Origin of the sequence: Mycobacterium sp. AZCC_0083, from assembly GCF_014202335.1 — a bacterium.
In the GTDB taxonomy this organism is placed as follows: domain Bacteria; phylum Actinomycetota; class Actinomycetes; order Mycobacteriales; family Mycobacteriaceae; genus Mycobacterium.
Map to the genome: position 1 here is coordinate 54,819 of NZ_JACHGP010000003.1, position 15,822 is coordinate 70,640.

12 protein-coding genes are annotated in these 15,822 nt (G+C 62.3%); 3 read left to right on the forward strand and 9 right to left on the reverse strand.

Annotation, left to right across the window (positions count from 1 at the left end; all coding sequences use genetic code 11):
- The first annotated feature begins 35 nt into the window (after window positions 1-35).
- The 3 genes from HNP02_RS07290 to HNP02_RS07300 all read left to right on the forward strand — a co-directional run bounded on the left by HNP02_RS07290 (window position 36) and on the right by HNP02_RS07300 (window position 3,281).
- Window positions 36-992 (forward strand): phosphotransferase family protein, encoded by a 957-nt coding sequence (locus HNP02_RS07290; protein WP_184436719.1) that lies wholly within the window; start codon window positions 36-38, stop codon window positions 990-992.
- A 184-nt stretch (window positions 993-1,176) separates the two neighbouring features.
- Window positions 1,177-2,334, forward strand: coding sequence for a DUF1214 domain-containing protein (locus tag HNP02_RS07295; RefSeq protein ID WP_184436720.1), 1,158 nt, complete (start codon window positions 1,177-1,179; stop codon window positions 2,332-2,334).
- A 2-nt stretch (window positions 2,335-2,336) separates the two neighbouring features.
- The gene (locus HNP02_RS07300) at window positions 2,337-3,281 is read left to right on the forward strand and encodes an oxidoreductase (protein WP_184436721.1); all 945 of its coding nucleotides are present in this window, start codon (window positions 2,337-2,339) and stop codon (window positions 3,279-3,281) included.
- A gap of 1,100 nt (window positions 3,282-4,381) precedes the next feature.
- Here HNP02_RS07300 and HNP02_RS07305 read toward each other — a convergent pair.
- The 9 genes from HNP02_RS07305 to HNP02_RS07345 all read right to left on the reverse strand — a co-directional run bounded on the left by HNP02_RS07305 (window position 4,382) and on the right by HNP02_RS07345 (window position 15,817).
- The gene (locus tag HNP02_RS07305) at window positions 4,382-5,863 is read right to left on the reverse strand and encodes an MCE family protein (protein ID WP_184436724.1); all 1,482 of its coding nucleotides are present in this window, start codon (window positions 5,861-5,863) and stop codon (window positions 4,382-4,384) included.
- A 1-nt stretch (window position 5,864) separates the two neighbouring features.
- Window positions 5,865-7,031 carry an MCE family protein gene (locus tag HNP02_RS07310; protein ID WP_184437696.1) on the reverse strand — a complete coding sequence of 389 codons (1,167 nt, stop codon included), beginning with the start codon at window positions 7,029-7,031 and terminating at the stop codon, window positions 5,865-5,867.
- On the reverse strand, window positions 7,031-8,428 hold the full coding sequence (locus tag HNP02_RS07315) for an MCE family protein (RefSeq protein WP_184436725.1): 1,398 nt from the start codon (window positions 8,426-8,428) through the stop codon (window positions 7,031-7,033). The genes HNP02_RS07310 and HNP02_RS07315 overlap by 1 nt, the downstream gene beginning before the upstream one ends.
- On the reverse strand, window positions 8,425-9,816 hold the full coding sequence (locus HNP02_RS07320; RefSeq protein ID WP_184436726.1) for an MCE family protein: 1,392 nt from the start codon (window positions 9,814-9,816) through the stop codon (window positions 8,425-8,427). Before HNP02_RS07320 ends, HNP02_RS07315 begins: the two co-directional genes overlap by 4 nt.
- Window positions 9,813-10,796 carry an MCE family protein gene (locus tag HNP02_RS07325; protein ID WP_375373651.1) on the reverse strand — a complete coding sequence of 328 codons (984 nt, stop codon included), beginning with the start codon at window positions 10,794-10,796 and terminating at the stop codon, window positions 9,813-9,815. The genes HNP02_RS07320 and HNP02_RS07325 overlap by 4 nt, the downstream gene beginning before the upstream one ends.
- A 116-nt stretch (window positions 10,797-10,912) precedes the next feature.
- Window positions 10,913-12,487: an MCE family protein gene (locus HNP02_RS07330; protein ID WP_184436728.1), complete on the reverse strand. Its 1,575-nt coding sequence runs from the start codon at window positions 12,485-12,487 to the stop codon at window positions 10,913-10,915.
- Between the two features lie 5 nt (window positions 12,488-12,492).
- Window positions 12,493-13,344 carry an ABC transporter permease gene (locus HNP02_RS07335; RefSeq protein ID WP_184436732.1) on the reverse strand — a complete coding sequence of 284 codons (852 nt, stop codon included), beginning with the start codon at window positions 13,342-13,344 and terminating at the stop codon, window positions 12,493-12,495.
- The gene (locus tag HNP02_RS07340; RefSeq protein ID WP_184437698.1) at window positions 13,341-14,051 is read right to left on the reverse strand and encodes an ABC transporter permease; all 711 of its coding nucleotides are present in this window, start codon (window positions 14,049-14,051) and stop codon (window positions 13,341-13,343) included. Before HNP02_RS07340 ends, HNP02_RS07335 begins: the two co-directional genes overlap by 4 nt.
- A gap of 1,034 nt (window positions 14,052-15,085) precedes the next feature.
- Window positions 15,086-15,817, reverse strand: a complete 732-nt coding sequence (locus HNP02_RS07345; protein ID WP_255506311.1) for an SDR family NAD(P)-dependent oxidoreductase — start codon at window positions 15,815-15,817, stop codon at window positions 15,086-15,088.
- Window positions 15,818-15,822: the final 5 nt, after the last annotated feature.

Consider the following 15,822-nt stretch of genomic DNA (forward strand, 5'->3'; position numbering starts at 1 on the left):
TCTGCCGGCGACTCGAGCGCTTTCTCTCCAGCCGAATGCCACAATCTGCCACCGTCAAGGTGGACAACTACGAGGTCATCGCCGGTGGATACAGCCGGCACATGGCGCGGTTCACCGCACACTGCGACGGATCGACCCGCAATCTGATCATGCGGGCGGACCCGCTCGACGCCAATGTGACGATCGAGAGCGACCGGGCAAGGGAGTGGGCACTCCTGCAAGCACTCACCGAGAAGACCGACGTGCCGATGCCTCGTGCGCTGCACTACGACGAGGACGGCTCCGCCCTCGGCAGCAAGACGATCATTCTCGAGGAGGTCCAGGGACGCTCCTTCCTCGCGGAGATCCGCGGCGGCGAAAGTGAGTTGGTTTCCGATCCGATCGATGCGTTCGCCGAACTCGCCGCACACATCAATCGCACCGACCTCTCGGTACTACCGGAGGCGATCGAACGGCCCGCCAGCTGGGACGACTACGTTGACGGACGGATCGAGGAATGGCGCAGGTCCGAGCAGCAACAGCTCGACCGCAACCCGCTGTTCCGGTATATCGCCGGCTGGCTTGAGGACAACCGTCCAGAGCCCGCTCCGTTCTGCTTGGTGCACGGCGAGCTTCAGCCGAGCAACATCATGGTCGACGAACAGGGACAACTGTTGGCCGTCGACTGGGAGATGGCGCGGATCGGCGATCCTCGCGAGGAGTTGGGCTGGTGTACGTGGGTTGAGTCCATGCAGCCGCCGCACACCATCACCAAGGATCCTTCTCGACTGCGGCGCCTTTACGCAGCCAAGTCCGGACTCGACGAATCGCTCGTCACTCCGGAGGCAATCCGGTATTTCACCGTGATCGCTGGCCTGCAAGGCTTGCAAGGGCTCTACACGCAGGTTCGTGAGCTGGCTGAGGGCCGGAATAAGTCACTCCTACCCGCGTACCTGCTCAGTGCCCTCACGACGGCCCACGAGCAATGGTGGCTAGCAACCCGACAGCAGTGACCCCCACCGGTACTTAGAGAGTGAAACTACCGATAATCGACCGCCTAAGAATCAAAATCAGCGTAGATTTATGCAAACTTACAACTACGCGAACAGTGGAGATATGGTGGCACGTACCAATCACAGATTCGAAATCTTATTAGAAGATCTGACGGCGACCTTTGGTCACGTTGGCTCGCATGTGGTGTTCGGAGACCCCCGTTTTGAGAAGGAGCCGTTCAACCGTGACGGCGATCTGCTACGCGGCGAGGCCCTGCGCTACTTCACCCGGTTGTTCGCCGCGGGCCTGACCGCCGAAGTCGAATTTCACAACCCGGCTTACCCCAACCTCACTAGCTTCCTGACCCCCTGGCTGAACTGGGGCTACCCCAACCCCGATGGCCGCTACCACTGGACGATGCTCTCCGGCGAGTACACGTATCGCGTGTGGGGCAACCGCGGCACCCACCGCCTCCTCGACATCGAGGTGTGGGAGGGCGACCTCGCCAACATGAACCTGTGCTCACCTGTCGGCGGCTATCGCCACATCTACGGCGGCAAGACCGACCTGGAGGTCTCCGAAGACGGGTCCTTTGAAGTCATCCTCAGCCGCGACGAGCATCCGGGCAACTGGGTGCCGCTGCCCGAGGGCAAGGGCCACATCTACATCCGAGAGTGGTTCTACGACCTCGCCACCGAGCAGCCCGGCGCGTACTACATCGAGCGAATCGGCGCCACCTATCCCCCGCCCGCTCCGGTCGCTGCCGACTACGAGGACGCCTACCGCCGATTGATCGACTTCCTGCGCAGCCAGCCCGACTTCCTCCAGCGCGGCATCAACATGCACTACGAAGCCCCAGCCGACACCGTCGCATTCCCAGCCAACCTGCTGAGCATGGACTCCGGCCGCGAGGTCGCGTTCCGAAACCAGGTCTATGCGCGCGGCACCTTCGAATGCGAGCCCGACGAGGCGATCATCATGGAGGTCGAGCCGCCCGAGGCGCAGTACTGGCTCTTCGTCCTCATGAGCAATTTCTGGGAGCACTACGACCGCCGGGGCCGACAGATCTCGATCAACGGCAGCGAGGCCGTCCTCGACAGCGACGGCAAATTCCGCGCAGTCATCAGCCACACCGATCCCGGCGTGCCCAACTGGCTCGACACGTACGGCCACGTGCAGGGCCTGGTGGGCGGTCGCTACAACTGGACCGAGACAGTGCCCGAGCCAACCTTGAAGAAGGTCAAACTCAACGAACTCTTCGACCACCTGCCGGCGGACACCGCGCGCATCACCCACGAAGAGCGGCAAACCGTCCTGCGCGACCGCCTCATCAACGCCCGTCGCATCGGCATCGACGCGTAACCATGGCGATACGCGCCCCTTCCCGACGGCCGGGCACGCCATGGACCGAGACCGACATTCCAAACCTCGCCGGCATGACTTCGGTTGTCACGGGGGCGAATTCGGGTGTCGGCCTGGAAACGGCCGTGGCACTCGCGACAGCAGGAGCCCACGTCGTGCTCGCATGTCGCAACGACGGCAGGGCCGCGGTCGCAGCCCAAACCATCCGTACCCGCCACCCCGCGGCTCGATTGGATCTCGTCCGCATCGACACCTCTGACGTTGACTCGGTACGCGCTGCAGCGGCGGACATCCTGCATCGCACCGATCGGCTAGACCTCTTGATCAACAACGCGGGGGCGGCATGGCCGCCGTACGCATTGAGCCCCCAGGGCGTGGAGCTACAGCTGGCGACCAACTATCTCGGTCACTTCGCCCTCACCGGACTACTGATGGACCGGCTATTGGCCGCCCCCGCCGCGCGCGTGGTATCGCTCACCAGCCTCGCCCACCGTGTGGGGCGTCTGCACCTCGATGACCTCGCTCTCTCGCGACGCTACCGGCCGTTCGCGGCCTACGCGCAGTCCAAGCTCGCGCTCGTGTCGTTCACCATCGAACTCCAGCGCCGCCTCGACAAGGCCCAGGCCCCGATGAGGGCGCTGGCCGCGCATCCGGGTGGCGCACGCACCGAGCTGGTGCGCAATGATCTGCCCGGCGCACGCCAGGCGATGATGCGCAGGGTGGGGCAGTTCCAAAGCGCCGCGATGGGAGCGCTACCGACGCTGCGGGCCGCTACCGACCCCGACGCCCCCGGTGGTGTTTGCTTTGGTCCCGGTGGGTGGATGGAGCTCAAGGGCCATCCCGACGTCGGCCGCGTCAGCAGACGATCCCGGGACAAGGAACTTGCCGCGCAGCTGTGGCTGACGTCCGAGATGGCTACGGGGGTGGCTTTCCCGCTGCCGGCATGACGTGCAGTGAGCGTCAGCAGACGAGCACGGGACGACCCACGCGGCAACGGTGACCGCGCTCCCGCCCAGAGGGCGCAGGCGCGAGACACTTCGCCCGATCGACTTGGCCAATACCCGTACTCGCATTCGACAGGCTCGAGTCCGACCGCTTTCCGTGAAAACCATCCCGTAATACCCAGGTTGGACATTTGTCTGTCACGAGATCTCTGGCCCGCCTGTCACGCAGTTTTCCAAACCATTTTAGATTCCGGTCGTTGCGCTACCGATAATGGCGATACGATGCTTGCATGATTCGATTGCTCGCCATTTTGTCGGCATCTCTTGGAATCGCACTGACCGGCGCCTATCCCGCGAGCGTCTCGAATGCTTCGCCTTCGGACGAAGGAGGTCAATGTGCCTTCGTCCTCACACCACCAAAAGTGGTGCAGACTTCTGGCGTGAGCTACGCGAGGGCGACTATGGAACCGGGAGTGTGCGGCGAAGTCAACCCTAATTTCTCGGAGGTATGTCTTTCCATAGAGGGAGAGGACACGGCCGGGCAGTGTGCGTCTAATAACGGTCCAGACCCGGCGATACTCGACTACATCTACAAGCCGGGCGCAACATATGTCGTGAAGGGCGAAGGATGCGTGGACAAATTCACGCCCCCGTACACGATCTGTCAGAATTACGGTCCATCGCGAGTCACCCTTTAGAGCTCGCAGCAAATCCGACCCGGATCCGGCGCCGAACTACATTGGGTGAGCCCCGGAGATCAGATTACCGACCTTGACCGGGGTGATCCGCACGCTGGGAGTCGTAGCCGCGGGCAGATCGGTGCCGATCACGGCGGTCTCGTTGACGAAGGTCAAGGCACGGCCACGACTTGTTTGAACAGGCCGTTACCGAGGCAGCGGGCACGGCGGCGACCGCAGGTCAGTATTTCCCGCTGTGCGCCCCTGGAACGATGACGTCAAGGATCAGCCGGTATAGGACTCCCGGAAGATGCCGGCCAAGCGGTCTCGCGCCGCCTCCGAGTTGACGTTCGCGTGCTATGCAATTCTGAAGAACGCGCGCCAGCGTGATGCCGGTTTCCGACGAATCCTTCTCGGCATACTGACTCAATTCCCCGGCGCCGGGAACAGCATCTCCTGCCATGTTGGTTTGGTGTCGGCACCACGGGCCAAGTTCGATTGCGTGTACACCTTCCCGTCCGGTCCCACGTAGGTGCCGGTGTTGGGGTCATATTCAGCCGCCGCAATTGGCAACGGCGCCTGTTCATTGCGCGGCGGCGGCGGGGCAGGTGAACCATCCGGCAAGGGGTCCCCCTGGTCGAACTGCGGGACACCTTGCCCCGTCAATGTCGCATTGGGATCGCCCTTCCAGTTGAAGCCGTCGTTAAGCGGAATGTAGGGCTCGTCGCTTTCGCATTGCTTCACCGTGGCAGCACGCCTGCCAGGCCGAGTCTCACACGGAAGATTGCGCGCGCCACGCACGGCGGTAAGAGTCGAGTCCTGCGGTATCCGGCAGTACACGTTGCCCTTCGGACGATCCGGGTAGTCCTGGAAACTGGGGGCTCGCTGCTGCTGGATCGGAAAGAACCCCGTGGTGCAGGGTGGCGGATAGTTGAGGTTGAGATTGAAGTCCAGGAAAGCGCCCTTGTAGTCCTGTTCGGTGTTCTTGTTGGGCACCTGGATCCCCTGGATGGCGGCCGCACCCTGTGGCAGCAGCACCAGGAGTGCCTCAAGATTGTCACGGTAGGTAACGGCAACCTCGCCGACGCTGACCAGATTGGCCAGCATTATCGGCAGCGTCGGCTGTAACCGATCCAACAGCGCCCCCGTCTCGGCCAGGGCCTGCGGACCGTTCTGCAGGATGCCCTTGACGGCGGAGTCGTTGGTCTGCAGCTGCTTCGTGACGACCGCCAAGTTGCCCGCCCATGCTTGAATCGAATCCGATGAATCGGCTTGGCTGTCCAAGAGGGGCTTTGACTGGTCGATCACGGTGACGATTGAGTCGAGGTTCTTGCGGGCATCGCTGGCCAGAGTGGCAGTGCCGCTCACGAGCCGGGACAGGTCCGGGCCCAGGCCCCCGACGGCTGTATAGGCCTCATCGACCACGGTTCGAAGGTTGTCGCGCGGAATCGCGTCCAGGCCGCGGTTGGCTGCGGCCAACAGCGAGTTGATGTCCGGCGGAAAGGTGGTGCGGTCGGCAGGAATCACGTCGCCGTCCTTCAGCGGTGCGCTGCTGCCGTTGCGCGGCAGCAGCGACAGGTACTGCTCGCCCACCGCCGAGACGCTGTGGACCTCGATGTTGAGATCAGAGGGGATATTGGTATCCGAATTTAGCTGAAGTACCGCCTCGGCGCCCGTGTCAGTTAGCCGCACATCGTTTATCCGGCCGACATCAACGCCACGATAGGTGACGTTTCCTCCTTCATACAGAGTGTTCGCCTGGGATAACTCCACCTTCACCGTGTACACGCCAACGTCGAAGAATCTGCTCTGTAGTTGATAGTAATAGCCAAATACGGCCCATAACCCAACCAGAATGATGATCGCGAAAATCCCCAACTGGATTTTGATCCGCCTAGTCAGACGCATGTCACGGCCCCTGGTTGAAATGGTAAGGAATGACCAGCGGATTACGCGCGGTGTAGGGACTGGGAAGCTGGCCAATGGTGCGGCCCCACTGCAGCTCCAGCTCTGTCAACTCGCCCTCCAGAGCAGTGCCGGTGAGGAAAGCCGCGTCAAGCCGGCTCAGCGTCAAGTCGAAGACACCGGTCAAGTTCCCATAGTCGCCCCTGTTCCATTTTGCGAGCGTTGGCTTGGGGAAGGGGAAGGTCGCGTAGAAGTCCAGCGAACGGGTCAATGCCGGTCCGGCATCGGCGAGTGATTGCAGTACTGGACCGAGATCTTTCAGTTCCTTGACCAGGTTTTCCTTGGTCTGGTTCACCGAGTCTGCCGCAAGCGCGCTGAATTTGCCCACCTGACCCAACGCGTCGGCGAGGTTTTCGCGCTCATCGCTTAGCACCGCCAGTGCGTTCGGAATGGTTTTCAGCGCCTTGTCGATGACCGGCTTCTGAGCGGCGAATTGACCAACCAGATGATTCAGGCTGTCGGTCGCCGCGATGATGTCGTCTTTTTGGTCGTCGAGGTAGGCGGTGAACTTGTCGAGTTGATGGATTAGGCTCTTCACTTCCTCGCCTCGACCCGAAAAGGCTGTGCTAAACGCGTCGGTAATGTCCTGGAGCTGACTCACCCCGCCCCCGTTGAGGACCAGCGAAACCGCACTCAGCGTCTTTTCGGTGGACGGATATGCGCCCGCAGACGACAGAGGGATCACTGACCCGTCGCGAAGCGTCCCTTCTGGCGGAACGTCTTTGGGTGACGCCAGTTCGATGTGCAACGAACCCAGCAGGCTGGTCTGCCCGAGCGTGGCAGTCGCATTGCCCGGCAGGTGGACGCTGCCGGGCAGGACCATGGTGACCAGCGCATGCCACCCTTGGCGTTCGACCTTGGTCACATTGCCGACGGCCACATCGCCGACTCGGACCCGAGAGTTCTCTTGCAGGTTCTGGACGTCGGGCATCTGCGCCTGAACGGTGTAGGAATCTGGCCCGCTGCCCTTGGTGCCCGGCAGCGGCAGCGAGTTCGCGCCCCGGAAATCACGCAGGCCAGCGCAGCCGGACAGTGTGACCACGGCCAACACGGTCAGAAGTGCCGCGCCAGCGCGGCGCAGGTACCTGGTTCGGGTCACCGAGCGGCTCATCATCCTCCACTACCTTCAGGTGGCACCATCAGTCCCGGCAGGCCGGTGGCCGGATCGGTTGGAACTGGGTTCTCTGGCCTGCCCGGCACGAACGGGGGGTCCCCGTGATTCGGATCGGCGGGCTCACCAAAATAGGTGTAAATGTCGTTCGGTTGCGGGAGCGGCCCGCTGGGGGGCGGTGCCAGGGTCCCGGACGGCGCGTCAGTCGGCGTGCCCGCCGGCGGCGGGATGTAGTCCGGCCGCAGCCAGTCCTCGCTGTAAGTGATTTCGTTGGGACGCGCACTGGCACCGACGAACGGGTTTAGCCCAAGCGGCGGGAAGTTGTATTGACGGTTCTTGATGATCGGCGCCAGATACTGCGCGCACAGTTTCGCCGATTGTTCGGCGCCCATGCGTGATGCGGCCTGTATCGACGAGCACAGGAACTGGGTCGTATCGGCAAAGTTGTTGAACGCCAACGCACCGGAGAGGGCTCCCTGCGCGGGTTCGTAGATGTTGATGAAGTTCTGGAACGCCGTCGGGGCGATGTGCAGAGTCTGCTTGAGGTCATCGAGGCTCTCGACGACTGCATTGGACACCGAGGCGAGTTTGTCCGAGGTGGTCCCTAGCGACTCACGGTTGTCGGCCACGAAACTCGTGAGGTCGCCGACCAGGCCGTTCAGATCCTTGACGGCGTTCCCCACCTCGTCGGGGTCGTTGGCCAGCTGCCCCGTGACGTCCGCCAAGTTCCCGTTCAGTTGTTGTAGCAGGTCGCTGCTGTCGTGCAGCGCCGACACCAGAACTGACAGGTTCTTGACCGTGCCGAACAGGTCGCTGCTGTGGTCGCCGAGCGCCGAAATCGCCTGCGACAGTTTCAGGATGGTGTCACGGATGGTCGCACCCTGGCCGCGCAGATTGTCGGCCGCGGTGTTGACGAACGCCCCAAGCGTGCTGACGCCGCCCGGCTGGGTCGGCTGCAGTGTCTGCGTCAATTTCTCAAGCTGTTCGCGGAGATCGTCCCATTCCACCGGGACCGCAGTGTGTTCCCGCGGGATCACCGCGTTGTTCTGCATCACCGGGCCGTCCGTGTACACGGGCGTCAGCTGGATGGCCCGAATCGTCACCAGTCTCGGGGACAGGGTCATCGCCTTGGCGTCTGCGGGCACCTTGTATTTGCTGTCGTACCAGAAGGAGATCTTGACGCGATCTGGTTCCGCTTCGATCTTGTCGATCTTGCCGACGGGTACGCCGAGAATGACCACGTCGTCGCCGACGTAGATCCCATAGCTGTTGTCGAAATATCCGACGACGTTCGTGTGGCCTACACCGCTTGCGGACCGCACTACCGCGACGACGCCGCCGATCAACACGAGCACCAGCCCCAAGGCGAGGCCGATTTTCACCGTACGGCTATTCACTGTCCATCACCTTCAGCTGGCTGATTGGGGCCGGGCGGCAGAGGAAGAGGCGCTGGCGGTGTGTTCGACGGCGTCTCCCCCGGCGCCGGTCGCGCGACCGGATCCGACGGCAACGGGATTCCAGGTCCCGGACCCACCGCGGGCGGTCCGGGTGGTGGCCCGCCCGGCGGTGGCGCCGCTGGCGGCTCACGGTAGGGATAGCAGCCGGTGGGGCCGGGCAGTGGCAAGCCAGGCGGACCGCACCCCGGATCGCCGGGATTGCCGGTGATGGCGTCCGGGATGGTCAGCCGCGGTTCGCCGCCCTGGCCAGTCCGCGGAAAGGGCACCGGCAGCGGCGGGGTTCCCGGCTGGCCGACCTGCGGATCGGAATTCTGCGACGGCAACCGGGTGCTTGGATCCACGCCGAGGTCGGAGAAAGCCGCGTCGATGAACGGTTGCACGAACTGCCCGGGCAGCAGGTTGACGATGTAAGCCTTGAAGAACGGTCCCGACGCCACCGCCTCACCCAACCCACCCGCATAACCGTTGAGCCCTTTGATCGCCTTCTGTATTTGTCCCTTGCGGTTGTCGAGGATGGTTAGTACCCCGTTTAGCTTGTCCAAGGCGGGCTTTAGCGCTTGGCGGTTCTCGCCGATGAATCCCTTCAGCTGCTGTGCCGCCGCGGAGAGATTGTTCGCGATCTGGTCCAATGAGCCGCGTTCGCTTCTCAGTTGGACAAGCAGCGCGTTGGTGTTGGTGATGAGCTTGACCACCTCGTCGCTGCGCTCAGCCAGCACCTTGGTCGCCTTGTTGGCGTTGCTCAACAGGTCTCGCAGCTGACGGTCGCGTTCATCCAGCGTCTGGGAGAACTGAGAGACACCCTTCAGCGCAACCTTGAGAGCCGGTGGCGTACCAGAGAACTCGTTGGCAAGCACCGCCAGCGACTTCGACAACTGGTCGGTGTCCAACCCTTCGATGGTCGACGACAGATCGCCCAGCGCATCAGGCAGCTGGTAGGCCGGGGTCGTCCGGTCCAGCGGTATTGGCCCAGTCAGCTGTCCCTCTCCGCGTGGCGTGACCTCCAGCAGCTTGCTGCCGAGCAGCGTCCGCAAGTTGACTGCCGCCTCGGTGCGGTCGCCGAGCCGGACGTCACTGTCGACCTTGAACTCGACGAGTACGCGCGTTCCGTCCAACGCGACACTGGTCACCTGACCGACCTTCAAACCGTGAACCTGAACGGGGTTCCCCGATGCCAAGCCGCCCGCCTCGGCGAAATACGCCTGGTACTCCTTGCCACCGTTTATGAACGGCAAGCTGTTGGCGTTCAAGGCCACGAAAAGCAGACCGACCGCCACGACGATGCCGATGGCGCCGACCTTTAGGGGATTGCGATCCGCGAAGGGTTTCATCGGGGCGCGCACCTCCCCGTGTCCTGACCGGCCACCTTTACGTACACCGGCTGTCCGCCTTTTCCATTCAGTTTCAGCACCACCTCGCACAAATAGAAGCTGAAGAAATCGCCGTAAAGGCCCTGCCTTGCGAGCATTTGGTAGGCGTCGGGCAAGGTGTTGAGCAGGTTGTCAACAAATTCGTGATCGGCCATCACTTGTCCCGCGGTCCGATCGGCCTCGTGCACGACCTTCGTGAGCGGCGGCCGGGCCTGAGTCAATAGATCCGCGATCGACCCGGCAGCGGCATTGGCATACGCAACCCCGTTGCTGATGTCCTGTTTGCGGGCTTCGAGTCCGCTCACCAGTTCAGATAGAGAGTCAACTGCCTTGGCGAATTGGTCGCTTTGACCGCCAAGCGAGCCGAGCAGGGTGTTCAAATTGTTGATGACGTCACCAATTAGTTGATCCCGGTCGGCCAACGTACTGGTCAGCGTGGCGGTCTGATTGAGAAATGATCCGATCGTCGCACCTTGACCCTGGAAGGCGGTGATCAGCTGACTGGTCAGCGTATTGATCTGGTCGGGGTTCAGCGCACGGTACAGCGGCCGCAAGCTGCCGATCAACGTGTCTAGGCTCAGCGCCGGCTCGGTCTGACTCAATGGGATGGTTCCGCCGGGATTGATCGTCTTCGATCCCCCGGCGCCCTCCTCCAGCGCCAGATATCGTCCGCCGATGAGGTCGTCGTAGCGGATGAGCGCTCGGTTGCCTTCGGTCAGCACGACCGACTTGTCTGCTGAGAATTCGACGCGAACGGTGTCGTCGGGTTGGATGGTGATGCTTTTGACCTTGCCGACCTCAGCGCCAGCGATGCGTACGAAGTTTCCGCCCTTAAGCCCGGAGACATTCGAAAATACGGCGTTGTAGGTGTTCGAGTTTTCGAAGCGAATCTGGGCTATCACCATGAAGAGAAGTGCCATTGCCGACAAGCACACCGTCATGTAGATGGCGAGACGCGTGAGAGTACCTTTCCTGGTTGCTCGCATGTCTGCCTTTCGTCATCGCTTCGTCAGCGCTCGTAACGCTTCGTATCGGTTCGTATCGGTTCGCCAAAATCTCAAGGTGGCGGTGCAGTGTCCGCCGGTAGTTGTGAAGGCGGCGGTGCTGTCTCCGCCGGTAGTAATGAAGGCGGCGGTGCCGTGTCCGCCGGTAGCAGTAGTGAAGGTGGCGGTGCATTTTGTGGCGGTAGTGGGAGTGGCGGCGGTTCCGGTGTCGGCAGCGGAGTCGGTTGCGCCCCTGGGTACGCGGGGGTGAACGGCTCCGACCCTGCCGGCGCCGGGCCGACTTCCCGTGGCCTCCCGGGCGGAGGTGCCGGCGGCAGCCCTGGATAGAGCGGCGTCCCGTCTGGGGCGTACCTAGGCGCACCGTAGGGTGGCGCTCCCGGGTATGGGACGGGACCGGGCGCCGGGCCTGATGGGTGGCGAATGCTCGGTGGTTCGGGTGTACCGCGGGTGGCGGGGAGGTAATTGGCGTAGCCCGGGAAGCCAATGCCCGGGTTTGGCCTCACGTCGATTCCAGTGCCATATCCGGAATTGGTAACCATGTACCGCACCGGCCAGTTCTGGGTGACGTCCGGCAACGAACCACAGCTGGGCGTTCCACCTGGGCCGCCCTTGATCCCGTTGATCGGCAGATTATCCGGGTATCGATACGCGTCGTCGCCGAACAGTAGGGCGGCGTCCACGATTAGCGACTTTCCGTTGTGACCGCCAGCCTGATCGACGAAGTCATCGAGGGCCTTTTGCCCACCGACCAACATGCAAGTCAATTCGGGATTGTATTTCATCAGTAGGCGCGTCGTGGGCTCGAGCACGTTGATGGCGTGGGTCAGGTTGTCCTTATTCAGGCCGAGCAGTTGAATACCGCTGTTGGATAGCCCGACAACGTTCAGCAGCAGCGAATCAAGTTGCTTTGAATTGTCGGTGATGGTCGTGCTCGTCGTGTTAAGCGCGTCCAGCACCTTCACTAGGTCCGGCGCTGCGCCGCTATAGGCATCCGCGAAACCCTTCACCGCGCGGAAGTCACTCCGAATCGTCTCGCTGCGAGGGTTAATCGCCATGAGGACTTGATTGGCATCGGTTATGGCATGGCCGAGAGCCTCACCCTTTCCGCGAAAGCCCTCACCCAACGCTGAAAGCACTCCATTGAGCTTGGCAACGTCGACTTGGTTCAGTACCCCGACCAGGTTCTGGAATACCGTGTTGACTTCGATGCTCACGTTGCGCGATTGCAGCACCGCCCCCGCAGCCAGCCGCGTCGGACTTGGGTCGCCGTGGGTGGACAGCTCCACGTACTTGGCACCAAACGCGGTGGGTGCGGCGATCTCGGCGTCGACATTCGCCGGGATGTACTTGAGCTGGTCCGAATACATCTCCAGCTGCAGTTTGGCGGTACTGTTCGGCTGGACCGCCAGCGACGAAACCCGGCCGACCTGGACGCCGCGAAATTTCACCTTCGCGAATGGCTCCATCACCAGACCTGCACGCTCTGACGTCACGGTTACAGGGGTGTACGACCTCAGGTTCTCGTTGAACGCACTGATCGTCACTATGAAGGCGACGACGGTGAAGACCACCAGGATCAGGGTCCACCACCCGGGATGCAGGCCGGCGCTCCGCCGTTTCGATGGCATCGCCGCTATCCCGACAGGTGAAATCCGCCGGAACGGCCGAACAGAGCCAGTCCCGTCATGAAGCCGACAACGAGCGTCACGGCCAACGACAAACGCACCGCACGACCGGTCGCCTCACCAACGCCAGCCGGCCCGCCCGAGGCGTTGTAGCCGTAGTAGACGTGGATCAGCATGACGACAATTGTTTGAAAAATCACCTGTACAAATGTCGTGACCGAATCCATCGGCCTCAGATAAGTGTGGAAGTAGTGGTCGTAGCCACCGGCCGACTGACCCATAGCAAAGACAGTGAGAACGTAACCAGCTATGAATGCTGCGACCATCCCAGTGCAATACAATGGGATCACGACGATCATGCCGGCTATCACTCGGGTGGCACCCAGATAAGCGACGGTGTCGATCCCAATCACTTCGAGCGCATCGATCTCTTCGTTGATGCGCATCGCGCCGAGTTGCGCGGTAATCCCAGCACCAACCGTGGAAATGATGCCCGCGACACATATGAACGGAATGAGTAGGCGTGGGCTGGCATAAGCGGAGAAAAACCCAACCAGCCCCTCTATGCCGATGTTGCTCAATTGGTCGTAGCCGAAGATGCTGACGATGGCGCCGCCGTTGGCAACGATGACGGTGATCACCGCGATGGAGCCCCCGATCAGAGCAATCGCGCCGACGCCCAAGGCCATTTGGATGACCTGTCGCATCGTCTCCGTCCGGTATGTGGTGACAGCCAAACCGATATTGCGGAGGATTTTGGCGTAAAACGCGGTTTGTTCCCCGATGCGATTCCATCCGTCGATCCCGGACCGCACGTTGCGGGTTAGCCGCGGAAGTCGTGAGCTCGCTGGCTGGCTCATCGCTTCACCGCATTGCCGACGGTAGTCAAAATAGTACTGAGCAAGAAGAGGGCCATAAAGGTGAAGACCACTGTCTCGTTGACGGCGTTGCCAACCCCCTGCGCGCCGCCTTTCACGTTGAGACCCTTGTAACAAGCAATCAGACCGGCGGTTACACCGAAGATCAAAGCCTTGACGATTCCGATGATCAAGTCGGTAAGGCCGGTCAGCAACGTCAAGCTGGCCGCAAAGGAGCCGGGGCTCACTGCCTGGAAATAGACGGAGAACAGATATCCGGTAACCAGACCGACTACACACAGCAACGCGTACAGCAGTACTCCGTTGAGCGCGATCGCCGCCACTCTCGGCACCACCAACCGCTGCACTGGATCGATGCCCAATACCCGCATGGCGTCAATCTCTTCGCGGATGGTTCGCGAACCGAGGTCGGCGCACATGGCCGTGGCTGCGGCACCGCCGAGGACCAGAGTCGTGGCAATCGGCCCAGTCTGCGAGATCAAGGCGAGCGCCGCGCCCGCGCCGCTGAGATCGGCGGCTCCGATCTCCACCAACAGAACGTTGAACATGAAGACTGCGAGTACGCAGAAGGCGAGCGTCATCACGCATCCGGGCAACGTCGACACTCGAGCAACGAACCAGGTCTGGTCGATGAACTCCTGAAAGGCGAAACGCCTTCGGACTAGTGCTACCAGGGCGTCCGCCGACATCGCGAAGAAACCCCCGATTCCACGGACCGGCGTCGCTAATCGTTCTGTTGTGGCTGTTGCGATCACTTTCGCTTCTCTTTGCGTCTGACGCTGGTCGGCATACCGGTGAACTCCCTTACGTAGGACGCCTCGGTCGCTTGTCCGATCGCGCCGCAACACCTGGGCTGGTCTTGCCGGTGCGCATTTAGATTCTGCATCGGATTAGAACCACGCTGTTTGTATCGTGCTCCCGCTGTGATGTCAAGCACTTCACGCACGCGCGGCTCCACTCGCGCAAGACCGGTGCGAGGGCCACCCGTCGAGGTTGCCACCGGCGGATGGCGGTCCGCTACCGCCTGAGGCGGTTGCGACACGGCGGTTGCGCGAGGGTCTTGACGTCGCTCGAGGAGATTGTTATAGCTGAGAATCATTGCACCACTGCGGAATTGACTCATCTACCGCCGACATGTCGCCAGAAGCCGAGGACCGCTGTGGAAGGTGGTCGACGAGCCCAAGCCACTGCCCCTTCCAGTGCCTGCGGGGCGTGGATGGAGACTGGGAATTACCTTCGAGCGATTGCCCTCTCCACGGCATTCCGCCCGTCCGCTTTTGCCGGACCCCCGGTAGTCCACTTGTCGAAATCGTACCTAATTCTTATCAGAAAACCTTGAACCCGCCTCACCTCGCGGCGGGTTCATCTATACTCCTCGCTCTGGACGGCCCCGACGTTCTCGCGCTCGACTGGCGGCAGCGTTCCGGCGCCGGTTGTAGCGCCCTCTTGAGCCAGGGCCTTGGCGGTGGCAAACGATGTGGCGCTGACATCTCTTGTGAGACTCGGTGGCGACGTTGTCGATCCGCGACCCGACGCGGCCGTCGACTCTCGGATCCGAGCTTCTACCTTAATTTCGCGAAATCGCCTGCGGCGGAGGTCGATCCGCGATCGAAGTAGCAGATCACCTCGTCGGCACCGCGGGCCGCGCACATTTTCATACGTCGCCATGCGTCGGTGTGGGACGCGGTCGCCGAGTCGATGAACCCGTGGACTGACCTCTGAGTCAGACCGAGTATCCGCCGTCGACCCGCAGGGTCTGGCCAGTGACGTAGGACGACCGGCGCCCGGCCAAAAACGCCACCACGTCGGCGAGCTCCTCCGCCGAGCCGAACCGTCGCATCGGAATCGCCCGCCGGGCCGCCTCGAGCGCCTGTTCGTGGTAGTCGCCGCTGTCGATCAGATCGTCCATCATCCCGGTCGCGATTACCCCGACGCCCACGCAGTTGGCGCGCACCCCGTTCTTGGCCTCCTCGGCGGCGATGGCCCGCACCAGTTGTTCGACGGCGCCCTTGGGCGCTGCGGACAGTAGGTCGCGGGTGGCATAGCGCAGCAGGGCGGTGGTCACCAGCGCGACGATCGAACCGTGGCAGGTCCGCACCCGCTCGATCGCAGGTTGCAGAAGGTTGAAGCATGCGCCGGCGTCCGCCAAGAGCTGATGGGAAAACTGCTGTGAGGTGAGTTGGGCCGTGTAACCCATCGGGATCGGTGGTCCGGCGGCATAGACGACGGCGTCCAGTCTGGGCAGCGCGCGGACTAGGGCCGCCGTGGCCTCGGCGTCGGTGAGGTCGAGCTGATGCATCCACGCCTTGGCACCGACATCGCGCACGGCGTCCGCTGCGCGCTCGGCGGCCTCCGCGTTGTGCCGGTAGGTCAGCGCCACGTCGAAACCGTCCTGGGCCAGCGCCAGACAGATTGCTGAACCGATACCCCCGCTGCCGCCGGCGACTAGCGCCAACTGTT

What these genes read in the sequence shown, in the direction of transcription:
- HNP02_RS07290 (WP_184436719.1), top strand. Translation starts at nt 36, where the DNA reads ATGCCACAATCTGCCACCGTCAAGGTGGACAACTACGAGGTCATCGCC.
- HNP02_RS07300 (WP_184436721.1), top strand. Translation starts at nt 2,337, where the DNA reads ATGGCGATACGCGCCCCTTCCCGACGGCCGGGCACGCCATGGACCGAG.
- HNP02_RS07305 (WP_184436724.1), bottom strand. Translation starts at nt 5,863, where the DNA reads ATGCGTCTGACTAGGCGGATCAAAATCCAGTTGGGGATTTTCGCGATC.
- HNP02_RS07310 (WP_184437696.1), bottom strand. Translation starts at nt 7,031, where the DNA reads ATGAGCCGCTCGGTGACCCGAACCAGGTACCTGCGCCGCGCTGGCGCG.
- HNP02_RS07320 (WP_184436726.1), bottom strand. Translation starts at nt 9,816, where the DNA reads ATGAAACCCTTCGCGGATCGCAATCCCCTAAAGGTCGGCGCCATCGGC.
- HNP02_RS07325 (WP_375373651.1), bottom strand. Translation starts at nt 10,796, where the DNA reads ATGACGGTGTGCTTGTCGGCAATGGCACTTCTCTTCATGGTGATAGCC.
- HNP02_RS07330 (WP_184436728.1), bottom strand. Translation starts at nt 12,487, where the DNA reads ATGCCATCGAAACGGCGGAGCGCCGGCCTGCATCCCGGGTGGTGGACC.
- HNP02_RS07335 (WP_184436732.1), bottom strand. Translation starts at nt 13,344, where the DNA reads ATGAGCCAGCCAGCGAGCTCACGACTTCCGCGGCTAACCCGCAACGTG.
- HNP02_RS07340 (WP_184437698.1), bottom strand. Translation starts at nt 14,051, where the DNA reads ATGTCGGCGGACGCCCTGGTAGCACTAGTCCGAAGGCGTTTCGCCTTT.